This window comes from Arenibacter troitsensis (genome assembly GCF_900177645.1).
Classification (GTDB): domain Bacteria; phylum Bacteroidota; class Bacteroidia; order Flavobacteriales; family Flavobacteriaceae; genus Arenibacter; species Arenibacter troitsensis.
This window is the reverse complement of record NZ_FXAO01000004.1, coordinates 363,308-386,847: the sequence shown is the minus strand read 5'-3', so window position 1 is coordinate 386,847 and position 23,540 is coordinate 363,308. Positions and strand designations below refer to the sequence as shown.

Below are 23,540 nucleotides of genomic sequence, written 5' to 3'. Positions count from 1 at the left end.
CAATTATCATTTTAATCTGATTTTTAAACTCCTTAAAACTTAGCACTCAAGCTCAATGAATACATTTTATTACTTGGTACTATACCAGCACCCAAAGAACCTGCATCTTCGGAAACTTCAGGGTCAAAAGTATCATAATTAGTAATGAACCACAGATTTTGACCGGCTATTGAAAGTTTTAGTTCTTCCATACCCAGTTTGTCCACAAATGAATCTGGAAGTTTATAACTCAAGGACACGTTTCTTAATTTAATAAAACTGCCATCAAAATATCTCAACGTAGATCCGTTTCTCGGGCTCTCTTGATTTTCATTGGGCCTAGGATTCGCATTTGTCGGATTATCTATGGTCCAGTAATCAACATCTAGGTTGTTGTATCTGGCAAACAATGAGTTATTGCCCCCATGGAAGTCGGATTGTATGGTTTGTCCTTGTCGGAAGTAAAAGAATACACCCAATTCCAAACCTTTATAAGAGAACTTGTTGGTTAAACCACCATAGTAATCAGGTGTGTCCGTACCCAATACCTTACGATCTTCTGGGGTAATAAGTCCGTCCCCATCCAAATCATTTAGTCGAATTTCTCCAGGAACTTTTTGTTCTTGAGAGGTGGCCAAAGCCACTTCGTCCGCTTGGTAAATCCCAATTTTCTCATAGTCATAAAATACTTTGATAGGCTGGCCAATAAACCAATTGTTACCAATATCATCTATTGGATTGCCATTTTCGTCCTTTAGGGCCAGTTCAACAATCTCCTCTTTATAACCTGCTATGTTGAAATCCATTTTCCATGAAAATGCGTTTGGGTTATCAAAAATTTTGGTACTGATGGCAAATTCAAGTCCCTTAGTACGTGTGGCACCAATATTCTGCAAAATACTACTGTATCCCGATGTAAATGGGAGACTTCTATTTAGCAGGATATCTACCGTATTGGTCTTAAACCAATCGATTGCACCATTAACACGGCCATTAAATAAACCATAATCAACACCAATGTCCAAGGTTTTGGAAACTTCCCAGCCCAAATCTGGATTTGGAATTTCAGAAAGAGCCCTTCCAAGAGCGTTGCTTTCTCCCCAAGCATAAACCGATGGGGCCAACCTACCTGCAGTTTGATAGGGACCAACAGAGGTATTACCCACTTCTCCGTAGGATGCCCTCAACATTAACTGTGATACAGATGATTCTTTTAAGAAAGCCTCTTCGGACAATCTCCAACCAACGGAAGCCCCTGGGAAATAATTCCATTTGTTTCCTTCAGCCAATCTTGAGGAACCATCAGCCCTGAGTGATGCTTGAAAAAGATATTTTCCTGAAATATCATAATTTAAACGACCCATAAAGGAGTTCAATGTCCATTCTGTGAGTCCAGATCGGGCCAAGCTATTGTCTGCAGAACCTAAATTATAGAATTTCTGTGACTCATAGGGAATCCCAGTTACCGATGCAAGAGAGAACTCGGTTTTGGAATTCTGGGTACTTTGTAGCAAGGTTACCTTTAAATTATGTTTATCCGTAATGGCCTTTTCGTACGTCAATAAGTTTTCAATGGTATATGCAAAGTTGTCAATATGTTCTATAGATGCATCACCTGGGCCACCACGGTTGTCATTGGTTAAACTGCCTCTAAATTGACCTCTTCTACCCAACCTGATATCAGGACCGAACAAAGTTCTCCACTGAAGACCTTCGGCAATATCTATGTCTAAAAAAATGGGCGCAAAAATACGGGTCCACTTTCTTTCATCAATATAAGCTCCATCTACCAGTTCGCTTAACGGATTCGTTCGAATACCATCATTGGTAGGCAAAAATAACAGATCACCATTGGCATCGTAAGGAACACCCAACGGATTGTTCGCCAATGCTTCACCAATAGTTGCATTAGATCCCCAATTCTGTACGGAATTGGAAATCATAAAAGAGGCCCCAATTTTAAAAATTTTGTTGATTCGATGATCAATATTTATCCTACCGGTAAATCTTTCATAGTCTTGATTACTGATTATACCTTGTTCTTTAAAATATCCTATGGAAGAATTAAAGGTTGTATTTTCAGATCCCCCACTCACTCCTAACTGATGGTTGGTCTGGTATCCATTGCCTACAACTAGATCCAGGTAATCTGTTGAACGGCCTAAAGCCAGAGATTCTAGTTCTACAGGGTCAAAAAATACGGCGGCATCATCAGGTATCGTACCGTTCCAAGAAGAACGTCGTGCCTCTCTCTTAAGAGCCGCATACTCTTCGCCGTTCATCATATCTACCAATTGTGCTGCGGATGTTAACCCGACTTGGCTACTGTATCGAACTTGGGTCTTTCCGACTTTACCGCGATTCGTGGTTACCAAAACCACCCCATTGGCTCCACGAGATCCGTAAACAGCCGTTGCTGCTGCATCTTTTAATATTTGCATTGAAGCAATGTCCTGTGGATTGATATCGGACATGGATTCCGAACCATCAATTAGTGGAATTCCATCCACCACATAAAGTGGATCATTGGATGCGGTAATAGAACGTCTACCCCTTATCCGAACGGTTGAGGTTTGTCCAGGTCTTCCTCCCGATGCCTGAATATCTACCCCGGATATTTGCCCTTTAACAGCATCTATACTGCTAGATGTTTGGACAATACCAAGTTGTTCGGCATCTACAGATGCTATAGCAGCCGTAACTTCCCCTTTCTTTTGGGTACCATATCCCACAACTACCACCTCATCCAATAAACTGGAATCAATTTCTAAAGAAACGTTAATCGTAGTGTTGCCGTTTACGGCAATTTCTTTTGCTGTAAATCCAACATAACTGAATACCAATACACCGTTGGAGGCAACATTGATGGTATAATTGCCGTCAAAATCTGCTACCGTACCTGTTGTAGTTCCCCTTACAACGATACTTGCACCAGGCAAAGGCACTCCCGAATCATCTGTTACCGTACCCTTCACCTGTTGTTGAAATATTAGGTCCGGGTCCGTTATGGCATAGGAAGTGCTAAATACCCCCAAACATGCCAATAGGGTTAGCTGCAGAAAGATTTTCTTCCAAACAGGCACACCCTGACGTGAATGAATTACTTCATTAAATTGTTTTTCCATAATCTGAGTTTTGAAGAGTTAGTTAAACATTAGATTTTATTCGTTAACGTTAACGAATATAGTAATATATTTTATATGCAATGCGATTTTTATAAAAATTTAGTGTTAAATGTTTTGAATACCAATATATCATGAGGTATTATTACATATTTGATATTTATTAACATAAATTAACTTAATGTTTTAACAAGAAGCATTAGTAAAGTTTAGGGGTTGCTACTACGGGATTTATTGGATTTTTGTAAGTACTGGTGACCTGGAAGAGGTTGAATTATGCGATAAGTTTCATTCCCCTATTTGGAGTTTGACAAAGTATAGTCAAAAACAAAATGAAGATGGTAATAGAAATGCAGCAGCAGAATCTATGGATCTTTAAATATAAGCGCTACAAATAGATGGGGAGAAAATTACTGGGTATTACCATGGTCGTTATTTTGGATAAATTTCCAAAATCTTGATCTGGTCTTCAATGGCCGATTTAAATTCCGATTTTAGGTTTGCTACCAATTTCGACACGGATGTTACATTGTCGATTGTTGTAACTCCCTGTCCGGCAGACCAAATGGTTTTCCACGCTTTGGCTTCCGTGTTCAGCTCTTTTCCAAAATCTATTTTTCGATCCTTTTTTAAATCCTCTTCCGTAATTCCTGCTGCCTTTAAACTTGCTCCCAAAAAATTGGCATGAACACCAGATATGGCGGCAGTATAGACCACATCGCCGGCCCCGGCCCCGATAATCATTTGGCGATATTCCTCGGTGGCTTTACTTTCTTTGGTATTTATAAATCGAGTGCCCATATAGGCCAAATCTGCTCCCATCTGCAAGGCCGAGGCAATATCCCTACCGGTACTTATACAGCCGGAGAGTAAAATAGTTTTGTCGTAGAATTTCTTTATTTCGGCAACCAAGGACATAGGGTTTAGGGTACCAGCGTGTCCTCCCGCACCGGCAGCGACCAAAATTAATCCGTCTACCCCTGCTTCTGCAGCTTTTTCCGCATGTCTTTTCTTAATAATATCATGAAATACCAGGCCACCATAACTATGAATGGCATTTACCACTTGGGCAACTGCACCCAAGGAGGTAATTATTAGCGGGACTTTATGTTTTATACAAACCTTTAAATCGGCTTCCAATCTGGGATTGGTAGGGTGTACAATTAGATTCACCCCAAAAGGCGCAGCCTTTTTTCCAGTTTCCTTTTCAAACTTCTTTAGTTCGGTTTTTATTTCCACCAGCCAATCCTCAAAACCTTCCGTACTGCGTTGGTTAAGGGCTGGAAAAGTGCCCACTATTCCGTTTTTACAGCATTCAATGACCAATTGTGGACCAGATATAAGAAACATGGGTGCAGCTACTACGGGTAGTGCCAGTTCTTTTATGAAAGCGGCTTTTTTGCTCATTTGGATTGTGGTTTTAAAGAATAGGATATACTTGGATAACCCAAAAGTTCGTAACTATTATAATTGATTTTTTATAAAAAACTGTACATTTGAATTGTTATGCATGCATAACAATTCAAATGTACTAAATAAAAAGGATGTATTTAAAAGAATTTGAAATTCGATGGAGCGATGTAGATGCCAATCGCCATATGGCTAATTCTGCCTATTTAAATTTTATGAGCCACACAAGAATGTCTTTTTTGCTGGAAATGGGTTTTAATCAAAAGACAATGTCACAGAACAATATTGGTCCGGTGGTATTCCATGAGCATGTCTATTATTTTAAGGAAGCATTTTTAGGAAAGCCGGTTAAGGTGTCCTTGGAGCTGGTTGGACTTAGTGAGGACGGAATGTTCTTTGAATTTCATCATAATTTTTACGATGGCAATGGAAAGAATTTTGCCCATTGCCAAATAATGGGTGCATGGATAGATTTAAAAACGAGAACCCTGACCGGTTTGGGTAAGGAGTTTCTGGATGCATTTAACAAGGTGCCAAGGGGAGAGGGATTTAAGGTACTTACGAAAGCGGATACACGAAAGTTTTCGGTGCGACCTAAGGATTTGGTCTAACTTTTTTGCTCACCAGATATACGCCGATCAGTACCAGGACTATTGCAAAGAATTTAACCAAAGTAAGATGGTCCTTACCGGCTACTATGGCAAATATGATGCCTATCAAGGGTTGCAGGTACATAAAAACACCAACTGTTGAGGCCTTAAGTTGTGTAAGTGCAAATACATTGAACAAATAGGTTAAAAAGGTAGTTCCTATGATTACAAAAGCAATGGCTCCAATAGCCTCCATAGGAAGTTGGCTCCATTGTATCTCTGTAAATTCCGAATATGTTATGGGGAGCGTGATGAAGAATCCAATTCCGAACATCCATTTCATAAGAGTGAAGGGGTGGTATTTTTCTAGGAGTTTCTTTACTATTATAAGGTAAAGTCCATAGGAAGTGGCGTTTACTATAAATAGCAGGTTCCCCAAGGGAATATTGGTGGCATCCTGTCTAATTTCGGCCCCAAATAAAATTAATGCAAGTGCTCCTATCAAGCCCATAAAAACGCCCATACCCCGGCGAAGGGTAATTTTTTCCTTGATAAATAGTGCAGACAATATTACCACAAGGATCGGGGTAATAGTAATGAGCACAGCACTATTGATTGGGGTGGAAAGGTCCAATCCCTTAAAGAAAGATAGCATATTGATACCCATCCCAAAGAAGGCGCAAACCAATAATCTGCCCCAATCCCGCCGTTCCAGTTTTTCTTGTGGTCCAAAAAAGGAAATACCCCAGAATAACAGGCTTGCCCCTAAAAGGCGTAGAAAAATAAATCCAAAAGGTTTTACGTAGGTAGGCATTACCCCTTTGGCAATGGTGTGGTTTATGCCATATATAGTGGTTGCTCCCAGTGCGGCCAAGATAGCTAGGGTTCGTCTACTCACGAATTTATTTTTGCTTTGGCAGCGGCTACCACAGCTTTGCTATTGCCCACAAAAATGTCGTTGTCCATTACGATAACCGGGCGTTTTAAGAACGTATAGTGTTCCAGAATAAGTGCCTTATAATCTGCTTCGGATAATTTTTGTTCCTTTAAATTCCGTTCTTTATAAAGTCGCGCCCGCTTGCTGAACAAGCTCTCATAGCTCCCTGACAACTTGGCCATGCTTTCCAGTTGGTCCAATGTAATGGCCTCGGTTTTTATGTCTTGAAGCTTAAAATCCTTAGAGGGGTCCAACTCTTTCAAAATCCTTTGGCAAGTATCACAAGTGCTTAGGTGAAATATCTTTTTCATGTAAATTTTTATTGCTGTTAGGGATCACAAGTAACTATTTGTGGATAAAATAACTATTAAATGTCCAACGAAAAGGTTATTGTAATCCCGTTGGTTTCATTTTATAAATCTGTACTTCCACATAATTTCGCCTTGCAAAGAAACCTAATTACATTGAATTGTACTATTTTTAGCGGCAATTGTAAAAAAATATCAACCCAAAAATATGTCAACTTTGGAAAACGCATTTGATGTTACCCTTCAAAACAGAAAAAGGTTATATAAATTTTTAAAGGAAACTCCAAAGGAGATTCTTCTACAAATCCCCCAAGGCTTCCGCAACAATATTTGGTGGAATATTGCCCATGTAGTAGTTACCCAACAACTATTGGTCTATAAATTTAGTGGACAAGCCATGAAGGTGAATGAAGCCCTGGTAGAAAAATTTAAAAAGGGCACCGTGCCGGATGGTACTGCTACAGAAGAAGAGATGAAACAAGTGGCCGATTTATTATTGCCTACTGTTGAATGGATGCAAGAGGATTATGGGAAAGGATTGTTTGGTGGTTATACCGAATACACTACAAGTGCCAATGTTACTCTAAGCTCGGTGGAGGATGCCATTATTTTCAATGTTTATCATGAAGGACTTCATCTTGGAGCCATTTTATCCTTGCTGAAGGTTGTATCCAAGGCATAGTATTTATGATTCCTTCTTGAATTTCAGGTAGGGCTCTAGCTCATTGTAGGCCAAGGTTAAAATAATTGGTCCGTCTGCATAGGAGGCTACTTCATATTGTTCGTAGAACAATTGTAGGCCTTCTTGGGTAAAACCAATATTTTCGGGCAGGTAAAATTTATCGTCCTCAAACATAAACCCAGTGGCATTTATAGAGCCGGTAGCCGGAATTTTTTCCTGTTCCCTAAATTTGCCCTCGGCAAAACTTTGAAATTCCAAGGGGTCCTTAAATAATTCCATGGTTTCCATTTCTATTCCTTTTGCTTTGTCAAAATTTAAAAACCGGGTAGAGGAAAATCCGTGTGCCCCGCCGGTAAAGGAATAGGAATTGACCTGAATGGTCAGTATATTTTTATCTTCATAGGTTACTTTGCCTTCAATATCGGCCTCCCAGCCAACCGGCTCATCGGGATACATTTTTTTTAATTCCAAATATCCGTTCTTAAAGGATTGGATGGCTTCCTCTATGTTGGTGGCTTCTATTTCATCATCGTAAATGAGCAAGGAAATTACCTCTTCCCGCACCGAATTGTTTATGATGCTGCTAATGGGTTTGTCATCCAGGGCTTTAGGGATGTGGATGGTTACCTTTGGACAATGGCTACAATCCTCAGTGATAAAACTAAGGGGTTCAAAAGTGAGCCTGTCATCCTTTTTACAATTCCACAATAATAAAACGATCAATAAATAGGCGAATCTAATCTTCATAAAGGCAATTACTTAAGATAGCTGCAAAGCTACAATATCATTGTATTCCCAAAAAGATAAAGGTACATTTGTATACAGAAATTTAGATATGGGTAAAAAACAATTAAAATTCAATAGTAGGACAATTCACGGAGGTCAGTCACCTGATGAAGCATATGGTGCGGTGATGCCCCCAATCTATCAGACATCTACCTATGCCCAAAGTACCCCGGGCGGCCATAAGGGATATGAATACTCCAGAAGTGCCAATCCAACAAGGACGGCATTGGAGAATTCCTTGGCCAGTATTGAGAACGGCAATTATGGTTTGGCTTTTGGTAGTGGCTTGGCGGCCATTGATGCGGTTATTAAATTATTGGGTCCTGGGGATGAGGTTATATCCACAAGTGACCTATATGGAGGCAGTTATCGTATTTTTAAAAGTATATTTGAGAAATACGGAATCGTTTTCCACTTTGTTGGTATGCAGGATATAGAAGAAATAGCCCAACACATTAGTCCAAAAACCAAGCTTATTTGGGTGGAGACCCCCACCAATCCAATGATGAATATTATTGATATTAAGTCGGTTTCCCAATTGGCAAGAAAATATAATGTACTGCTTGCAGTGGACAACACTTTTGCCACACCTTATCTGCAGCTACCTTTGGATTTGGGGGCCGACATTGTAATGCACTCCGCCACAAAATACCTTGGGGGGCATAGTGATGTGGTTCTTGGGGCACTGGTAGTCAGGGATAAGGAATTGGCAGATCAATTGTATTTTATTCAAAATGCAAGTGGAGCGGTGTGCGGACCAATGGATAGCTTCTTGGTGCTTAGGGGAATAAAAACCTTGCATGTAAGGATGCAGAGACACTGCGAAAATGGGAGAGCAGTGGCAGAATATCTGGCAAATCATCCAAAAATCGAAAAGGTATTTTGGCCAGGGTTTTCTGATCACCCCAATCATGAAGTGGCAAAAAGTCAAATGAAGGATTTTGGGGGAATGATTTCCTTTGTTCCAAAAGGGGGCAAGTACCAAGATGCCATTAAAATTGTTGAAAAACTACAACTTTTTACCCTAGCAGAATCCTTAGGCGGGGTGGAAAGTTTGGCAGGTCATCCGGCCAGCATGACCCATGCCAGCATTCCGAAAGAGGAAAGGGAAAAAAGTGGAGTGGTAGATGCCTTGATTAGACTAAGTGTGGGCATAGAGGATAAGGAAGATTTAATGGAAGACTTACGCCAAGCTATAGAATAAATATTTTGCCAAATTTTGAAAATAATAGGGTTTACATTATAGAAATAATATAATTTTGCCCTTAAACTCAATATTTATCAACAATTAGCAATAAATCAGATTTTATGGAAGACAAGATAAATGCTTTTATGGAGGAGGTAAAAGGTCGTAATAGCCATGAGCCGGAATTCATTCAAGCTGTGCAAGAAGTTGCCGAAACCGTTATTCCCTACATTAGTAATCATGAAATTTACAATGGAAAGAATATTTTATTAAGAATGGTGGAGCCCGAAAGGTTAATTTCCTTTAGGGTTTCCTGGGTGGATGACGACGGTGAAATACATGTCAATAGAGGTTATAGGATCCAAATGAATTCTGCCATAGGTCCTTATAAAGGGGGTCTTAGGTTTCATCCTACAGTAAATGCAAGCGTCCTAAAGTTCCTGGCCTTTGAACAGGTTTTTAAAAATAGCCTTACTACCCTGCCTATGGGAGGAGGAAAAGGAGGATCCGATTTTGATCCAAAAGGAAAATCGGATGATGAAGTTATGCGTTTTTGCCATGCGTTTATGACAGAGCTTTGTAGGCACATTGGTCCCAATACGGACGTTCCTGCAGGTGATATTGGTGTGGGTGCAAGGGAAATAGGCTTTCTGTTCGGAATGTATAAAAAGATCAGAAATGAGTTTACCGGGGTATTGACTGGCAAGGGTCTTTCTTGGGGAGGTTCTAAAATACGACCAGAAGCTACAGGATACGGAACCGTTTATTTTGCCCAAAGTATGTTGCAATCCAAAAAGGATGATGTAAAGGGGAAGACTGTGGTAATTTCCGGATCGGGAAATGTGGCGCAGTATGCTGCCGAAAAAGTGATTCAATTGGGAGGTAAGGTGGTTACCCTTTCGGATTCTGGCGGCTATATTTATGACAAGGATGGTATTGATGAGGAAAAGCTGGCCTTTGTTATGGAAATAAAAAATAAAAAACGCGGAAGAATTTCCGATTATCTGGATAAGTATACTTCCGCAGAATTCCATAAGGGAAAGACACCGTGGGAGGTTCCATGTGAAATAGCCTTGCCATGCGCAACCCAAAACGAGTTGGACGGGAAGGATGCCAAGATCTTGCTGAAAAATGGATGTATCTGTGTGGCGGAAGGCGCTAATATGCCATCGACCCCTGAAGCTATACATGCTTTTCATGAAGCTAGAATATTGTTTGCCCCGGGAAAGGCATCCAATGCAGGTGGGGTGGCCACCTCAGGTTTGGAAATGTCACAGAACTCCTTACGTATTAGTTGGACCCGTGAAGAAGTGGACGAACGTCTTCAAAAAATAATGAAGGATATTCATGATTCCTGTATAGAATATGGCATGGACGACGATGGCTATTGCAACTATGTAAAGGGAGCAAATATTGCCGGGTTCGTAAAAGTTGCCGATGCTATGTTGGCGCAAGGAGTGATTTAAGGTTTAATAAGTAGACAGCCAATCACCGTATTTGCCGGTAGTTGGAATTGAAATCCTATCGATTTCCAAGGCCCTTAAGGTTTTATGATCTTAAGGGCCTCTTTGTATTATCTTTGAACAAAGATATATTTGTAATGCAGGTTGCTACCAAAGGAATTGTTTTAACGTCCATTAAATATGGGGATACCAGTTTAATAGTTCGGATATTTACCTTTTCGGATGGGATAAAATCCTATCTATTGAGAGGTATTCTGTCCTCTAAAAAAGGAAAATTAAAAACCGCTTACTTTCAACCTTTGCTTCAATTGGATCTGATTGCCTCCCATAAGAACAAAGGAACCTTGGAAAGCATTACCGAGGCCAAGGTATATTTTCATTATCAGTCGCTGCACACGGATATTGCCAAAAATGCGCTAACATTTTTTTTGGCAGAAATGTTGGGCAATAGCATTCATGAGGAAGAGTCCAATGAAAGTCTTTTCAACTTTATTGAAGCGGCCTTGCAATGGTTGGATGCCCATGATGAATTTGCAAACTTTCATCTCTATTTTGTACTGTCTTTGACCAAATATTTTGGTTTTTATCCGGACACCAATAATATGGACTATTTGTACTTTGACCTACTGGAGGGAGAGTTTGTAAAATCGCCCTCATTAAACCCAATCTTGGAAGGGGAGAATTTAAAACACTTTAAAGAGCTTTTGGGCATAAATTTTGATGCATTACATACTATTAAACTTAACAAAAAGAACCGTCAGGAGCTCTTGAAAAATCTTGTCCTTTATTTTGAATTACATTTGCAGGGATTTAGAAAACCGAAGTCATTGGCCGTGTTAAATGAAGTTTTTAGCTAATATGCAAAATATAGTTTTCATTGTTGTCCTCTTAATTTTTACAGGTGCGCTGGGACAGGAAATTGTTATTTTGGACCAAGAAGACCATCAGCCGATACCCAATGTCATTGTTTATAATTGGGACAGGTCCAAAACCGCACTTTCGGATTTTGACGGCAAATGCGACCTATCTAAATTTGATCTGGGAGAACGGATTACCTTCACGCATATTGGTTACCAAAACTATAGGACTACCAAATCACAAGTACTTAGAAAGGGTAAGCTCTACCTGGCATTGACTGCCGAGCAGTTGGATGAGGTGGTGATGTCTATCTCTAAATGGGAGCAGCAGAAAAAGGACATTCCTCAGAAAATATCCCTATTGAATGCCAAAACCATAGAATTTACGGCCTCCCAAACCTCGGCAGATCTCCTTCAAAATAGTGGAAAAGTCTTTGTTCAGAAAAGTCAACTTGGAGGTGGTAGTCCAATGATAAGGGGCTTTGCAACCAATAGATTGTTGCTTTCCGTAGACGGAGTTCGTATGAACAATGCAATTTTTAGGGGGGGCAATATTCAAAATGTGATTTCAATTGATCCCTTTACCATTAAAAGTACCGAGGTTATTTTTGGTCCTGGGTCGGTAATTTATGGTTCCGATGCCATTGGAGGGGTCATGAATTTTTACACCTACAATCCTCAATTTTCTAAGACGGATAGTTTACAGGTTTTTGGGAAATCAAATTACAGGTACTCTTCGGCCAATAACGAAAATACTTTTCATGTAGATTTCAATTTGGGCAAAAAGGAATGGGCGTTTCTGAGCAGCCTTACCTATAACCACTTTGGGGATCTTAAAATGGGGTCGGACGGACCTACTTCCTATTTAAGGAACAATTACGTAGTTATCGAAAATGGGCAGGACGAACTAAGGGAAAATAGGAACGCCAAAAAGCAAGTGCCTTCTGGATACGATCAAATTAATGTTATGCAAAAAGTGCTTTTTAAGCCCAATAACAATTGGAATATCAATTTAAGCGCATATTATTCCGAAACTTCCGATTATTCCAGGTACGATAGGCTTATTAGACCGTCCAAGGACGGACTTGGCCTACGTTCGGCAGAATGGTTTTACGGCCCACAGAAGTGGTTTATGGGGAATCTTCAATTTTATAAAAATGGTAAGGGAAAGTTTTATGACGGACTCAAAATAACCACCGCCTATCAAAATTTTGTGGAGAGTAGGTATGATAGGGATTTTGGAGAGGCCATAAGGTATGGGACCCAGGAGAATGTGGATGCTATTTCCGCGAACGTGGATTTTGAAAACAAGCGTATTGGAAACCTTAGGCTTTACTATGGGGGGGAATATATATTTAATAAAATTGGTTCTATAGGTAATGAGTTTAATTTAGAGACCATGATTACCATGCCCAATGCATCCAGGTATCCGGATAATTCTAGCTGGCAAACCCTTGCAGGTTATATTAGCGGTGAACTAAGGGCCAAGCCTAACTTTACATTGCTATCCGGGCTCAGATATAGCCATGTTTGGATAGATGCAATTTTTGACCAAACTTTTTATTCTTTCCCCTTTAACGATGCCGATCTTAGTACAGGAGCCTTAACCGGAAGTTTGGGATTTAGTTGGTTTCCAAAATCGGATCTGCAGTTGACATTTAATGGATCTACGGGCTTTAGGGCCCCGAACATTGATGACGTTGGTAAGATATTTGATTCCGAGCCCGGGTCTGTCGTAGTTCCCAATCCAGATTTGGAGCCGGAGTATGCCTATAATTTGGAGGTGGGGGTCCAGAAAAATTTCAAGGATAAATTAATGTTAAAGGGGGCCTCCTATTATACTTATTTGGTAGACGCCCTTGTGCGAAGGGATTTTCAATTTAATGGTAACACCGAAATAAATTACAATGGCGAACTACATAATGTACAGGCAATACAGAATGCCGCAAAGGCATATGTTTACGGTTTTGAATTTGGATTGGACGCCTTTCTAACAGAAAGTCTATCCGTGAACGCCAACCTTACCCTTACCGAGGGGATAGAGGAAGAGCAAGACGGTACGGATACCCCGGGCAGACATGTAGCGCCAACTTTTGGCGATTTTCATATCGTTTGGAAGAATCAAAAACTAAAAACAGATCTTTTTGTCAATTATAATGGGAAAATCAGTTTTGGGGATATGTCAATGTCCGAAAAAACAAAGGACTATATATATGCAGTAGATGCAGACGGCAACCCTTACTCCCCATCTTGGTATACCTTAAACTTTAGATCACAATATCAACTCTCCGAGGCCTTTAAGTTTACTGCCAATTTGGAAAATATTACCGATCAAAGATATCGGTCCTATTCTTCCGGAATCGTGGCGCCGGGAATCAATTTAATTTTGGGAGTGGGCTATTCGTTTTAATAAAAAAGTCCAGCATCTAAATGCCGGACCTACGTTCTTGTGAAAACAGGGAGAACTATTCCTGTATTTTCTCTTGTGCTTCCTCGGCAGCGGCCTTGGTCTTCTCCGCAGCCTTGGTAGCGGCATCTTTTACGTCGTTTCCTACCTCCTTGGCTACAGTTTTTGTTTTATCTACTGCATCGGTTGCCGCACTCTTAATATCCTCTCCTACCTCTTTGGCAGCGTCACCAGCCTTATCAATGGCTTCATTGCCGGCCTCTTTCATGTCATCTCCCATTTCCTTTGCATCTTCCATAGCTTCTGAGGCGGCGCCTTTAACTTCCTCCCCAACTTTTTTCATATCCTCCCCAACTTCTTTTAAAGCTTCATTAGTTTCTTCCATAGCATCCTTGGCCTTATCCTTTGTTTCTCTGCAGGATACAAATGAAAGGCTTAGAGCTAGCATCAAAATTGAACTTAAAATTACTTTTTTCATGTTGTTAGTTTTTTAGAAATTAATGTGAATCTGATATTACTATATACGCAAGAACTGAGGATTTAGACCATTTTAAAGGTACCATGTTCAAAAAAATTGTAGGAAAATTAAACGTTTAGGTTTCTGTAAATCAGGTTTCTAGACAAGAATCAAATTTTTGGGGAAATTTTGATGGTAGGGGAAGATTGGATTCGATTGTTCTATAGACAAATGCTTAAAACTAGATTATTATGAAGAATTATTTAAAGATTTCAGGATTAGCTTTAATTGCTTTAGTAGGAATGATGTCGTGTAGCAAAAACGACGATGCTGCCATGGAGGGGGAATCGTATAATACCTCCTTTGAAGTGACCGATGCACCCATAGATAACGCCGAGGTAGAGGCAGTTTTTGTTACCATTACCAATGTTTCCGTAGACGGAAAGTCTTTAGAGGGATTTAATGCAACAACAGTAAACCTGGCCGCTTTGGTAAATGGTAAAACCGAAGCTTTGGGGAATTTGGATCTACAGGCAAAATCATATTCCAGCATTGTTTTTGAATTGGATTTTGATAAGGATGTGAATGGTGATGCTCCAGGTTGCTACGTAGAAAAGGCAAATGGAGAAAAAGATGCCTTGGTGGCTTCCTCAAACAAAATCACCATAAACGATACCTTTGAGGTGTTGGCCAATGCCACCAATGTAATCGTAATAGATTTCGATCTTAGAAAAACCATTAAGGAGGAGAAAGACGGATTGTCCAGCGATTTCAATTTTGTTACCATGGCAGAGCTCACAGCCGGGATAAGAACGGTAAATGCGGAATTGACCGGAAAAATATCAGGGAGCGCCAATGATGCCAACAATACATCGGACAAGATTATTGTCTATGCCTATGAAAAAGGAACCTTTAATGCCGATGTTGAAACACGGGGAAAAGGGGAGAGCGAAGTTACCTTTGCCAATGCCGTAACCAGTGCAGAAGTAAAAGGCCTAAGTGGATCCTATAGTCTGGATTTTTTGGAGGAAGGGGAATACGAATTGATTTTTGCTTCCTATAAAGAAGATGATGACAGCGAGTTTTACTTCAATGCATTGTTGAATGTGGAGTCTACCACAGGGCTTAATTTAGGGGCTATAGAGGTAAGCTCGGCCCTTCAAATAAGCGCAAATGTTACTGTAACCGGGACAAAATAATTTTAACAACGACCAAAATATTTAAAAAGCTCCTTTTCAAAGGGGCTTTTTGCTTTTAACGGAATCATTTTACGCTAAAAATCATTAGTTTTGCAAACTTAAAATGTAGCATTAGAAGCTGTTATTATGAAGTTTGCAGAATACAAGGGATTAGATTTACCGAAAGTCGCTGAGGAAGTATTGCACTATTGGAAGGAGAACAATGTTTTTGAGAAAAGTGTTACAAGCAGGGAAGGCAAGGATAGTTTTGTTTTCTATGAAGGACCACCTTCTGCAAATGGATTGCCTGGTATTCACCATGTAATGGCCAGGACCATTAAGGATATTTTTCCACGTTATAAGACCATGAAGGGCTTTCAGGTTAAACGCAAGGCCGGATGGGATACCCACGGACTCCCCATAGAATTGGGTGTGGAGAAGGAACTGGGAATTACCAAGGAAGACATCGGTACCAAAATATCTGTTGAGGAGTACAACGCAGCCTGTAAGAAGGCGGTTATGCGCTATACAGATGTGTGGAACGCAATGACCGAAAAGGTAGGATATTGGGTAGATATGGAGGATCCGTATATCACCTACAAATCCAAATATATGGAATCTGTTTGGTGGTTGCTCAAGCAGATTTACGACAAAGGACTTATTTATAAAGGATATACCATACAACCCTATTCCCCTAAGGCAGGAACAGGTTTAAGTTCACACGAGTTAAATCAGCCAGGGACCTATCAAGATGTTACGGACACTACCGTAGTTGCACAGTTTAAAGCGGATAAAACTACCTTGCCACAGAATTTGCAGGAGATAAGTGGAGAGGTTTTCTTATTGGCATGGACCACCACGCCCTGGACCCTGCCATCCAATACGGCATTGACCGTAGGCCCAAGGATTGATTATGTTGTGGTGAAGACCTTCAATCAATATACCTTTGAACCTATGCATGTTGTCTTGGCCAAATCTTTGGTAGGAAAACAGTTTAGCGGTAAATTTTTTGTGGCGGAAAGCGATGCCGCTTTTGATAACTTTTCATCAAAGGATAAGAAAATCCCTTACCAAATAGTAGCTGGAACAAAAGGGCTGGACTTGGTTGGGACAAGATACGAGCAGCTGTTAGACTACGCACTGCCATATCAAAATCCAGAGAATGCCTTTAGGGTCATCGCTGGAGATTTTGTTACCACGGAAGACGGTACGGGTATTGTACACACGGCACCCACTTTTGGGGCAGATGATGCCTTGGTGGCCAAACTCGCTGAACCGGAGGTGCCACCTATGTTGGTTTTGGATGAAAATAATAATCCAGTTCCCTTGGTAGATCTACAGGGTAGATTTAGGCCCGAAATGGGAGAGTACGCCGGTAAGTATGTAAAAAATGAATATTATGATGATGGCGAGGCCCCGGAGCGGTCGGTAGATGTTGAAATAGCTATTAAATTAAAGGAAGAGAACAGGGCCTTTAAGGTAGAAAAATACGTTCACAGTTATCCAAACTGCTGGCGTACGGATAAACCTATACTTTACTATCCCTTGGATTCTTGGTTTATAAAGGTCACCGATATCAAGGATAGGATGTTCGATTTAAACCAGACCATTAATTGGAAGCCAAAGGCTACCGGAGAGGGACGATTTGGCAATTGGTTGGCAAATGCCAACGATTGGAACCTGTCACGTTCCCGTTATTGGGGAATTCCCCTGCCTATTTGGCGTACGGAAGATGGCAAGGAAGAATTGATGATAGGTTCTGTGGCCGAACTTAAGGAAGAAATGCAAAAAGCCTTAAATGCAGGAATTCTTGAAAAAGATATTTTTGAAGATTTTGTTGTAGGCAACATGGATGAGGAAAACTATGACAAAATAGACCTGCATAAAAATATAGTGGACCAAATTACCTTGGTGTCGCCCTCTGGAAAACCAATGAAACGAGAAAGCGACCTTATAGATGTGTGGTTCGATAGTGGTTCCATGCCATATGCCCAATGGCACTACCCTTTTGAGAATAAGGATTTAATAGATGAAGGAAAGACTTTCCCGGCCGATTTTATAGCCGAAGGTGTCGATCAGACCCGTGGTTGGTTTTATACCCTGCATGCTATAGCCACTATGGTATTCGATTCCGTGGCTTATAAAAATGTTGTATCCAATGGCTTGGTTTTGGATAAGGAAGGTAAGAAAATGTCCAAGCGCTTGGGCAATGCCGTAGATCCTTTTGAGACCATGGATGAATTTGGGGCAGATGCCACACGCTGGTACATGATCTCCAATGCAAATCCTTGGGATAATTTAAAGTTCGATATAGAGGGGATAGCAGAGGTAAAGCGTAAGTTTTTTGGCACCTTGTACAACACCTATTCTTTCTTTGCACTGTATACCAACATTGATGGTTTTAATTATTCGGAAGCGGATATTTCCCTAAATGAAAGACCGGAAATTGACCAATGGATTTTATCGGAACTGCACTCCCTGATCAAGACTGTGGACGAGGCGTATGAAGAATATGAACCTACCAAGGCAACAAGGGCCATATCGGACTATGTGCAGGAAAATCTAAGCAATTGGTACGTGCGTTTAAGTAGAAGACGTTTTTGGAAGGGGGATTATCAAAAGGATAAAATATCGGCTTACCAGACATTGTATACTTGTTTGACTACTGTAGCTAAACTTTCTGCACCAGTAGCTCCATTTTATATGGATAGACTATACAAAGATTTAACAATTACAACACAGAAAGAGCCGTTTGAAAGTGTACATTTGGCCGATTTCCCTAAATATGATGCCTCATTGGTAAATAAGGATTTGGAAAGTAAAATGGCAAAGGCTCAGACCATTTCATCCTTGGTCTTGTCCATTCGTCAGAAGGAAAAGATTAAAGTAAGGCAACCATTGCAAAAGATAATGATTCCGGTTTTGGACAATAAACAAAGGTTGGAAATTGAAGCTGTGGCCGATTTAATAAAGTCGGAAGTGAATGTGAAGGAGATAGAATTGCTGGATGACGCTTCGGGTATTTTGGTTAAGCAAATTAAGCCTAACTTTAAAACTTTAGGCCCAAAATTTGGAAAGGATATGAAGTTGATTGCCAGTGCTGTGGCACAATTAAATCAAAATGATATCCAGAAAATTGAACAGGAAGGCGAAATTTTGCTGCATTTTGATAATAAAAGTATTACTTTACAGTTACAGGATGTAGAAATTTCCTCCCAAGATATAGAAGGTTGGTTGGTAGCAAGTTCAGGTCCAATAACAGTGGCCTTGGATGTTTCTATCAATGAGGACCTCAGAAAGGAAGGTATTGCTAGGGAACTAGTCAATAGAATTCAAAACCTTAGAAAGGAATCTGGTTTTGAAGTGACAGATAAAATAGAGATTAAATTATTGAAAAATGGATTTGTCCAGGACGCGGTAGAAAGTAATATGGCATATATTAAAACCGAAACCTTGGCAGCAGAACTTAATTTTGAAGAGAGCATGGACAATGGAATTGAAGTGGCTTTTGACGAAGTTAATACCAGATTGTTTATAGTAAAACATTAAGATTATGGCCGAAGAATTAAAAGTAAGGTACGCGGATAAGGATTTAAATGAATTTAAAGTCCTTATCGAGGAAAAAATTGAAAAAGCAAAAAGTCACTTGGAACTTTTAAAGAGTTCTTATATGAATGATGGCAATAACGGAACGGATGATACCTCCCCAACATTCAAGGCTTTTGAGGAAGGCTCTGAAACAATGAGCAAGGAAGCAAATACGCAATTGGCCATTCGTCAGGAGAAATTTATTAGGGATTTAAAGAACGCCTTGTTACGAATAGAGAACAAAACCTATGGCATTTGCCGAGTAACTGGAAAGTTGATCAGTAAAGAGCGACTTAAGCTAGTGCCACATGCTACGCTGAGTATTGAAGCGAAAAACATGCAATCCTAAGTAAAAACGCCTTCAAAGGCGTTTTTTTATGATATGAAACTAGTTGCCGTTGTTTTCTTCCTATTGAGCAATTGTATTTTACAGGCCCAAAAAAAAGTCGTCAAAACCATTGAAAACACTAATGTCTCTTTTGTTCAGATAGATGGTAAAAATTGTTATTCCTTAGTTTTGGCAACTGTTGATAATCCAAACATAAGCGTTGAGGCTTCAATAGACGGGGAGTATTTACGGGATTTATTGGTAAATGTAAAAAGGGAGGGGGCCACCATATTGATAAGTACCGGTTTTCAGCCCAATTTTGTTTTGCCGAACGATAAATTAAGTGCCCATAAGGTTATTTCCATTTCCTTGAAGATATCAATCCCCAAAAATCTTGATGTTAACATATACGGTACTAGCACCAATGTTAGTGCTTCAGGGCATTACGGCAACCTAAAAATTAGATTGTCCGATGGCAAATGTACCTTAAATGGCAGGGGGGAAAATGTGGATATCAATACCCAAAGTGGAAATATCGACCTTATTACAGCCAACGCCCAAATTAAGGCTACTTCAAAATATGGAAAAATTATAAGGGAAGTGATTGCCTCCGGGGACGATCATTTTACGCTGAATTCGGTAACAGGAAATATCAGCATAAGGAAAACCGAATAATATGTTTATTTTTGCCGAATCTATTTTTGAATAATGAGTTTAAAAAAATCACTAATAATCATAATAGCAATTCTTGCTATAGACCAGATAAGCAAAGTATATATTAAGACAAACTTTGTTTTGGGAGAGTCTGTAGATGTCTTTAGTTGGTTCAAGATTTTGTTCATAGAAAACGAAGGGGCAGCATGGGGAACCAAACTAAGCGATTTATTGCCCATATCTGATGAAGTAGGAAAACTGATACTTACTATATTTCGATTGTTTGCGATAGTTGGGATAGGTTATTGGTTGTTTGATACTATAAAAAAGAATTCTTCCAAAACCTTAATACTGGCGGTATCCCTTATTTTCGCGGGAGCACTCGGGAACATATTGGATTCTGTTTTTTACGGCATGATCTTTAACGATAGCTATTCCCAAGTAGCCACGGCATTTTCTTCGGAACCCTACGGCAGTATATTTCACGGCAAGGTGGTAGATATGCTCTACTTTCCTATGATAGACTCCGTTTGGCCAGATTGGGTGCCCGTGGTAGGGGGCAAAAATTTTCGTTTTTTCGAGCCGGTTTTTAATATAGCGGATACGGCAATTAGTACCGGTGTGGGTATATTAATTGTATTTAATAAAAAGGCTTTTGGGGAAGATAAGGAGGAAGTTAAAACGAATAGACCCGATCAGGAGTAACGCAAAAGTTTAAAGGAATATCGTGGGGTTCCAAATCCTCAATATTTTCTTCAGCCTTAAAAAAGGAGAGTCCTATCTTAACAACATCGGACCTGCACTTGTTCAGTAGAACATCATAGAATCCTTTGCCGTAACCAACTCTGTGACCCTTTTGGTCAAAAGCCATTAACGGTAAAAAAACAACATCTATTTTTTCTGGGGGCACCTCAATGCCATCTACCGGTTCAGGAATGTTCCAGCGATTTTTCTTTATGTGCGTACTATCGGTAAGTAAATAATTGATAAGATTTTGGTCATCCACCATTTTCGGAAGTAGGATATTTTTATCCTTACCCTGTAAAATGGACATGATATAACTGGTGTCGACTTCCTTTTTCTCGGTTATGGAAAGGAATAGATGATAATAGGAATAATTCCAAATGGGTAATTGAAGCAGCCGGTTGGCTATCAATAAGCTTGAATCTGATATGGTTTCTGAAGTAAGATTTTCTCGGCGTTCGGAGTAGATTAAACGCAAATCTTTTTTCAACATAGGGGTTGGTTAAACTCGGGGCTTTTTTGGGGGCAGGGTTTAATTGGGAAAACTATTCCTTGGAGGCCACTGCGTAATAAATTTTGAAAAAAAGCATAAGAATTAAATATGTGCCCAAGGTTATTATATAGTTGTCCATGCGTTAAATAATTTAATTTTCTAAATATAATTAAAAAAATATAAAAAGCTCCATAAAGGGTATCGTTTTATCGATGAAATACATCATTTTTAACAAATATTTTGGTTTTTGAATTATTTGTTAATTGAAGTTTACTGTAATATTTTTGTAAAATATTGTTTATCAGGGTGTTATAAAATAGTGTACGATAACGTTAAATTTGGGCAACTGTGTATTTGGTCGATAATTTTTTTTGACTTATCGAATTTTATTGGATGAAATGTTGGATTTAGACTAAAGGAAGTCCTGCTTTTTGCTCGAGGAATGCCATTATAAAATTGGGAGGTTTTCATAATTTTACTATGAGATTGCAGTAGCGTAGTTAAAAAACTATAATCTTTGTGTCCTTTGGGAAAAACACTGTAATTTTCCTTTTTAAAGAAAAAATTTATCTGAATACATGTCCCATATACCTATAGAAGTACAGTTAAGTTCGCTTCCTGCCACTCCCGGGGTATATCAGTTTTATGATGTGGAGGACAAGATTTTATATGTTGGCAAGGCTAAAAATCTAAAAAAAAGGGTTAGTTCCTATTTTAATAAAACGCACGAGCAAGGAAAGACCCGTGTTCTGGTAAAGAAAATTAGAAGTATTAAGCACATAGTGGTGCCAACGGAGTCCGATGCCCTATTGCTGGAAAATAATCTAATTAAAAAATATCGTCCTAGGTACAATGTTTTGCTCAAGGATGATAAGACTTTTCCATGGATTTGCATAAAAAATGAAAAATTCCCAAGAATCTTTCCTACCAGGAAATTTATCAAGGATGGATCGGAGTATTTTGGACCGTATACAAGTATGAAAACCATTCATACCCTGTTGGATTTGATAAAAAGTGTTTACCCACTGCGGACCTGCAACTATGATCTTGCCCAAGATAAAGTCGCCGCTGGGAAATATAAAGTTTGCTTGGAGTACCATTTGGGAAATTGTAAGGGGCCTTGTGAAGGGTATCAAACGGAGGAGGAATATAACCGGCAAATACAGGAGATAAGGGAGATTATAAAAGGTAATTTCAAGTCATCACTCCACTATTTTAAAAGTCGCATGAAATTGCTGGCACAGGAGATGAAGTTTGAAGAGGCTCAGCTTGTTAAGGATAAGATAGAGGTACTGGAAAATTATCAAGTAAAGACCACTATTGTAAATCCTAAGATCAATAATGTGGATGTGTTTACCATAGTTTCCGATGAGGCTTTTGCTTATGTAAATTTTCTGCAATTGTCCCATGGCTCCATTATACGTAGTCATACCTTGGAAATCAAGAAGAAATTGGATGAAACTGATGAAGATTTACTCCAATTGGCAATTACCGAAATTAGGCAGCGTTTTAATTCCCATTCAGACGAAATTTACGTTCCCTTTGAGGTTACTTTGGAATCGCACCTAAAGGTGGTAGTTCCTAAACTGGGAGATAAAAAAAAGATCTTGGAGCTATCCGAACGCAACGCTAAATTCTTTAGACAGGATAGGTTTAAGCAGATAAAGATTATTGACCCGGATAGGCATACCAACAGGATAATGGGGCAAATGAAAAAGGATTTGCGACTTTCTATGGAGCCTAGGTATATTGAATGTTTTGATAATTCCAACATTCAGGGCAGCAATCCTGTGGCAGCCTGCGTTGTTTTTAAGGATGGAAAACCTTCAAAAAAGGAGTATCGGCATTATAACATCAAGACGGTAGAAGGTCCGGATGACTTTGCCTCCATGGAAGAAGTTGTTTTTAGGCGTTATAAGCGACTTTTGGAGGAAGACCAGCCATTACCGCAACTTATTGTTATTGATGGCGGTAAGGGCCAACTGTCATCTGCCCTTAAAAGTTTGGATTCCCTTGGGTTAAGAAGGAAGATAGCCATAATAGGTATTGCTAAAAGATTGGAGGAAATTTACTTCCCGGAAGATCCCATTCCTTTATATTTGGATAAAAAGTCCGAATCGCTAAAGATAATTCAGCAGTTGCGAAATGAAGCCCATAGATTTGGAATAACCTTTCACAGAAACAAGAGAAGTAAGGCCGCCATTAATTCTGAACTGGAAAGTATTGATGGCATAGGGAATAAAACCGTGGAAGAGTTGTTGAAAAACTATAAATCCGTAAAAAGAATAAAAGAGGCCAGCTTGGAAAATTTGGCCCAAACCATTGGAATGTCCAAAGCCAAGAAAATATATGAAACCTTTCATTAAAACAC

At 39.6% G+C, this 23,540-nt stretch carries 19 protein-coding genes; 12 read left to right on the top strand and 7 right to left on the bottom strand.

Annotated elements, in window-relative coordinates; genetic code table 11:
• Nucleotides 1-32: 32 nt before the first annotated feature.
• Complete coding sequence (locus B9Y87_RS11255) at nt 33-3,104, bottom strand: SusC/RagA family TonB-linked outer membrane protein (protein WP_085499076.1); 3,072 nt, start codon at nt 3,102-3,104, stop codon at nt 33-35.
• Between the two features lie 429 nt (nt 3,105-3,533).
• Entirely contained in the window at nt 3,534-4,508 is a 975-nt protein-coding gene (locus tag B9Y87_RS11250; protein ID WP_085499074.1) for an NAD(P)H-dependent flavin oxidoreductase, read from the bottom strand.
• A gap of 137 nt (nt 4,509-4,645) precedes the next feature.
• On the opposite strand from B9Y87_RS11250, the gene B9Y87_RS11245 reads away from it, so the two are divergent.
• Entirely contained in the window at nt 4,646-5,122 is a 477-nt protein-coding gene (locus B9Y87_RS11245) for an acyl-CoA thioesterase (RefSeq protein ID WP_085499072.1), read from the top strand.
• Here the strand turns inward: B9Y87_RS11245 and B9Y87_RS11240 are convergent.
• Nucleotides 5,106-5,999: a DMT family transporter gene (locus B9Y87_RS11240; RefSeq protein WP_085499071.1), complete on the bottom strand. Its 894-nt coding sequence runs from the start codon at nt 5,997-5,999 to the stop codon at nt 5,106-5,108. The two genes, B9Y87_RS11245 and B9Y87_RS11240, sit on opposite strands and share 17 nt — an antisense overlap.
• Nucleotides 5,996-6,349, bottom strand: coding sequence for an arsenate reductase family protein (locus B9Y87_RS11235; RefSeq protein WP_085499069.1), 354 nt, complete (start codon nt 6,347-6,349; stop codon nt 5,996-5,998). Before B9Y87_RS11235 ends, B9Y87_RS11240 begins: the two co-directional genes overlap by 4 nt.
• 205 nt (nt 6,350-6,554) lie before the next feature.
• Here B9Y87_RS11235 and B9Y87_RS11230 point away from each other — a divergent pair, with 205 nt between their 5' ends.
• Nucleotides 6,555-7,028, top strand: coding sequence for a DinB family protein (locus B9Y87_RS11230; protein WP_245808695.1), 474 nt, complete (start codon nt 6,555-6,557; stop codon nt 7,026-7,028).
• 3 nt (nt 7,029-7,031) lie between these two features.
• Here B9Y87_RS11230 and B9Y87_RS11225 read toward each other — a convergent pair whose 3' ends face one another.
• Nucleotides 7,032-7,775 (bottom strand): DUF3298 and DUF4163 domain-containing protein, encoded by a 744-nt coding sequence (locus B9Y87_RS11225; RefSeq protein WP_085499068.1) that lies wholly within the window; start codon nt 7,773-7,775, stop codon nt 7,032-7,034.
• Between the two features lie 88 nt (nt 7,776-7,863).
• Here B9Y87_RS11225 and B9Y87_RS11220 point away from each other — a divergent pair, with 88 nt between their 5' ends.
• The 4 genes from B9Y87_RS11220 (at nt 7,864) to B9Y87_RS11205 (ending at nt 13,730) form a co-directional block, all read left to right on the top strand.
• A complete protein-coding gene (locus B9Y87_RS11220) occupies nt 7,864-9,018 on the top strand; it encodes a cystathionine gamma-synthase (protein ID WP_085499252.1) in 1,155 nt (384 codons plus the stop codon).
• Between the two features lie 104 nt (nt 9,019-9,122).
• Nucleotides 9,123-10,466 (top strand): NADP-specific glutamate dehydrogenase, encoded by a 1,344-nt coding sequence (gdhA, locus tag B9Y87_RS11215; RefSeq protein ID WP_085499066.1) that lies wholly within the window; start codon nt 9,123-9,125, stop codon nt 10,464-10,466.
• Nucleotides 10,467-10,600: 134 nt separating this feature from the next.
• On the top strand, nt 10,601-11,320 hold the full coding sequence (recO, locus tag B9Y87_RS11210; protein ID WP_085499251.1) for a DNA repair protein RecO: 720 nt from the start codon (nt 10,601-10,603) through the stop codon (nt 11,318-11,320).
• A 1-nt stretch (nt 11,321) separates the two neighbouring features.
• Nucleotides 11,322-13,730, top strand: coding sequence for a TonB-dependent receptor plug domain-containing protein (locus B9Y87_RS11205; protein ID WP_085499250.1), 2,409 nt, complete (start codon nt 11,322-11,324; stop codon nt 13,728-13,730).
• A gap of 55 nt (nt 13,731-13,785) precedes the next feature.
• Here the strand turns inward: B9Y87_RS11205 and B9Y87_RS21920 are convergent, their stop codons facing one another.
• Nucleotides 13,786-14,205 carry a hypothetical protein gene (locus B9Y87_RS21920; RefSeq protein ID WP_085499064.1) on the bottom strand — a complete coding sequence of 140 codons (420 nt, stop codon included), beginning with the start codon at nt 14,203-14,205 and terminating at the stop codon, nt 13,786-13,788.
• Nucleotides 14,206-14,435: 230 nt separating this feature from the next.
• On the opposite strand from B9Y87_RS21920, the gene B9Y87_RS11195 reads away from it, so the two are divergent.
• From B9Y87_RS11195 to B9Y87_RS11175, 5 genes are all read left to right on the top strand, one after another.
• The gene (locus B9Y87_RS11195; protein WP_085499062.1) at nt 14,436-15,383 is read left to right on the top strand and encodes a DUF4382 domain-containing protein; all 948 of its coding nucleotides are present in this window, start codon (nt 14,436-14,438) and stop codon (nt 15,381-15,383) included.
• A gap of 126 nt (nt 15,384-15,509) precedes the next feature.
• Nucleotides 15,510-18,911 (top strand): isoleucine--tRNA ligase, encoded by a 3,402-nt coding sequence (gene ileS / locus B9Y87_RS11190; protein ID WP_085499059.1) that lies wholly within the window; start codon nt 15,510-15,512, stop codon nt 18,909-18,911.
• A gap of 4 nt (nt 18,912-18,915) precedes the next feature.
• On the top strand, nt 18,916-19,299 hold the full coding sequence (locus B9Y87_RS11185; RefSeq protein WP_031445713.1) for a TraR/DksA family transcriptional regulator: 384 nt from the start codon (nt 18,916-18,918) through the stop codon (nt 19,297-19,299).
• A 33-nt stretch (nt 19,300-19,332) separates the two neighbouring features.
• Nucleotides 19,333-19,953, top strand: coding sequence for a DUF4097 family beta strand repeat-containing protein (locus B9Y87_RS11180; protein WP_085499056.1), 621 nt, complete (start codon nt 19,333-19,335; stop codon nt 19,951-19,953).
• A gap of 33 nt (nt 19,954-19,986) precedes the next feature.
• On the top strand, nt 19,987-20,637 hold the full coding sequence (locus B9Y87_RS11175) for a lipoprotein signal peptidase (protein WP_085499053.1): 651 nt from the start codon (nt 19,987-19,989) through the stop codon (nt 20,635-20,637).
• Here B9Y87_RS11175 and B9Y87_RS11170 read toward each other — a convergent pair.
• Nucleotides 20,609-21,169, bottom strand: a complete 561-nt coding sequence (locus tag B9Y87_RS11170; protein ID WP_085499051.1) for a 5-formyltetrahydrofolate cyclo-ligase — start codon at nt 21,167-21,169, stop codon at nt 20,609-20,611. The genes B9Y87_RS11175 and B9Y87_RS11170 overlap by 29 nt on opposite strands.
• A 578-nt stretch (nt 21,170-21,747) precedes the next feature.
• On the opposite strand from B9Y87_RS11170, the gene uvrC reads away from it, so the two are divergent.
• Nucleotides 21,748-23,535, top strand: a complete 1,788-nt coding sequence (gene uvrC, locus B9Y87_RS11165; protein ID WP_085499049.1) for an excinuclease ABC subunit UvrC — start codon at nt 21,748-21,750, stop codon at nt 23,533-23,535.
• Nucleotides 23,536-23,540 lie beyond the last annotated feature (5 nt).